Genomic DNA, 3,032 nt, shown 5'->3' with positions numbered 1-3,032 from the left:
GTTTGAAGTGTGGTCATATAGGGCATACTTCCTTGAAACGTTACAGTATTTTTTTCGGTGTGTGTTGGATATTCTTCAGTGTTTGTCTTGCTTGAGATTTAAGGGCATTCCATGAGGAGGAGCCCAAAGAAGCCCGCCCAATATCCCCCAATATCCCCCAATATCCCCCAAGAGTCTCCAAGGGTTTTTGTGCTTTTATAAACGGACATGGTGTTTAAAAATGGGTGTTTAGAATCTTTATCCTTTAAGAGCGGGGAGGCCAAGTCAACATCATCTTATAAAACTGCAATTGATGCACAATATCCATATTTATTTTAAAGAAATATCTCTTAAATAACAGCTCTCATTTATTTTACGATGGCGCCCAGTGGTATGATGGTAAAGCTTTTATATTCCAAAGGCATTACATGAAAGGCTGAGAGGATAGAAATTTGCTTTAAGAGAGGGAGAGGCTTTATTGTTTCGTGACTATTTGTTTAAAGTTTAGTACAGGTTTTTAGAATCTACGTCTTTTTAGGGGGAAAGGGGCATTAAAAAACCCCGTTTTTAACAGGGTTTTTTAATCGTTCAACTTTTCTAAAAAACTTAGAATTTATAAGCGATACCAAAGCGAACATCATGCGTTTGAGAAGAGATTTTAAGGTTATCGTTTGCAAATTTCTTTTTAAAAAAATCCGAATAACGATATTCTGTCCGCATAATGATATTATCTGTCATTGCAAGATCAAAACCACCACCAACAGTGTAACCAAACATTGTTTTTGTCTCATCTAACACATTGCCAGAAGCAAAAATTGTCGAATCTTCTTGCGATTTTGATAAAAGTGACATGATATATTGCATCTGTCTATAGGCTATACCCCCTGCAATATAAGGCATAAGACGATGGGAAGCAAAACCAATGCGCGCGCGCGTGGCACCAGACCACGTTTCTTTCAATGTTACACTGCTAACAACAATGTCACCATAGTTGGATATCGTTTCACCCTGAGCTGCAGGTTTTATGATAGGAATCCCAGCTTTTTTAAAGGCAATGTTAATGGAGTTTGATTCATCTAGAATTTTCTTTCCATTGTCTGTTTGGGTGCTTTTCCTCCCAGACCAGACCATATCGGTATCAAAACTGAAAACAAGATCTCCCAGATCAATATTAGAACCTGCATACAAACCTGCTCTCAATCCTGATAGTTTCGGTGATAAATCTCTATCAACCCAAGCCCACTTTCCGTCCCTGGCTTCTTGTGCATAATTTAGAGTATTTTTATTGGAAAAATATCCAATTTGTCCTCCAAAATAAAAACCAGACCAAGAAAAAGGCGCAGAAACAGTAACCGGTGAAATACGTGATGACGAAACATCTTGCAATGAAACCTTCGGTTCTGATTGCTTAAAGATTACTGTATCTGCTGCTTGCGCTGTTGAAGCGGTAATGAAGGTGAAAATAGATAGTGCAACTAAACATTTTGTTTTCATAAAAACGTCCCCAATTTATTTCAGATACAAATCGCATTATATACGAATTGGTTAAAAAATCTATATTTAATATCATTATGAAAACTAAAACATTCAAAAACTCTATAATTATCCATATTTAAGCGTTCTTGAAACTTGTTTTCATGCTATTATCCCGCGTTTATATTGATTTTTCAGTATTTTTATATACTCTTTCAGTGTTCTCTGTGTTTTAGAAAAAATTATAGTATAGTAAACAAGCTTTCTATTTGTTAAAAAAATATTACTTTATATATATTAAAACACTTTTTGTTATTAAATGTATTATCCATTATGATTGACACCAATGTGCTTAAATATTCAATTTATCGTAAAAATGCATATTGGCACCGTCATATTCGTTGCTCGTTTTTGATATTGCATAGCTTTGTATTGCGGTAGCCTTTTGAGCACTCGAGGGGATGGGCGACTTTATTTCTTTTTTATCTATATGCCACTTTTGCTTATAATAATCTAAGCGAATAGTTTTGATTGATTGAATGGAATACGAAGAATCAGAAGGAGTAAAGTGCGAGAATCTCAAGTCTCATGAGGTTTCTTATGCGCCATGTAAAACGGATAAACTCTCCGTTCCGTTCGCTTAAAGCCGGAACGTGGATGAGAGCCTAAAAACTGAATGTCGTTGGCTATTTTAAAGAGATTAGCGCGTGCATTCAGGTTTTTGTGGAAATGGGTGAGGGCGCCATAATGGGCAAATGCCTCCAATTTCTTGCGAGCTGTCAAGGATATCCCCGTTAGAGAGCTGATTGTTTCAGCAAAGGTCAAAACCTTTCGGTGCATTGAATTTTGTTCCAACAGCTGTTCCTCTATTGAGCACCCCCATCTTCACGCTTCATAAAAGAGACATTTTTCAATGTTCCTAAACCCATTTCATGACAGCGATTGTGAATGATATAATAATAAATCTATTGAGCACTCCCATCTTCACGCTTCATAAAAGAGACATTTCTCAATGTTCCTAAACCCATTTCATGACAGCGATTGTGAATGGTATAATAATAAATCTATTGAGCATCTCTTTTACGCTTCATAAAGGAGCACGCCGGTACCATTACTATATTTGCCAGTTCGTGGGGTGTTGTGACAGTCCTCTCCACAATGTTGTGACAGAGGCCCCTTTGTCCGTTGTGACAGTCCTTGGCACTTGAGGTGGTTCATTAGAGGCGTTTGTAGTTCTTATCGGATACAATTTCTATTCACATATTCATTGCGTTTGTGATGTGCAAGTCAATGATTTTGATTGATGCAACATGGGACCGATTTAAAATGAGAAAATCTTACGGTATTTAGGATTCTCGTTCAATATGGATAACGCTAGATTATCATTATAAATAAACACATTATCTCATTGAGATAAGAGTTATCTACCCAATGTTATCAATAATGATAACATTGTAAAGCGTAACTACGATGAATTCATTAATCTTTTTATACTTCGATTGAAATTATGTCTATTAATACCGATAATACCGATTTTTTTGCGCTCATTCTGTTTGGTTGATAGCTAATAGATTTTCAAA

Annotated in this window: 1 protein-coding gene and 1 pseudogene; both read right to left on the bottom strand. The window is 36.1% G+C overall.

From position 1 onward, the window contains the following. Positions 1-585 precede the first annotated feature (585 nt). Positions 586-1,473, bottom strand: coding sequence for an outer membrane protein (locus ACFIL8_RS05575; protein ID WP_375611600.1), 888 nt, complete (start codon positions 1,471-1,473; stop codon positions 586-588). Positions 1,474-2,097: 624 nt separating this feature from the next. Further along, positions 2,098-2,317, bottom strand: a pseudogene (locus ACFIL8_RS05570) (lyase family protein); the annotation flags it as partial. Positions 2,318-3,032: the final 715 nt, after the last annotated feature.

Origin of the sequence: Bartonella sp. AP57NXGY, from assembly GCF_042195805.1 — a bacterium.
In the GTDB taxonomy this organism is placed as follows: Bacteria; Pseudomonadota; Alphaproteobacteria; order Rhizobiales; family Rhizobiaceae; genus Bartonella.
Note: the sequence above shows the minus strand (reverse complement) of the source record. Positions and strands in the feature narration are given on the sequence as shown.

What these genes read in the sequence shown, in the direction of transcription:
- ACFIL8_RS05575 (WP_375611600.1), bottom strand. Translation starts at nt 1,473, where the DNA reads ATGAAAACAAAATGTTTAGTTGCACTATCTATTTTCACCTTCATTACC.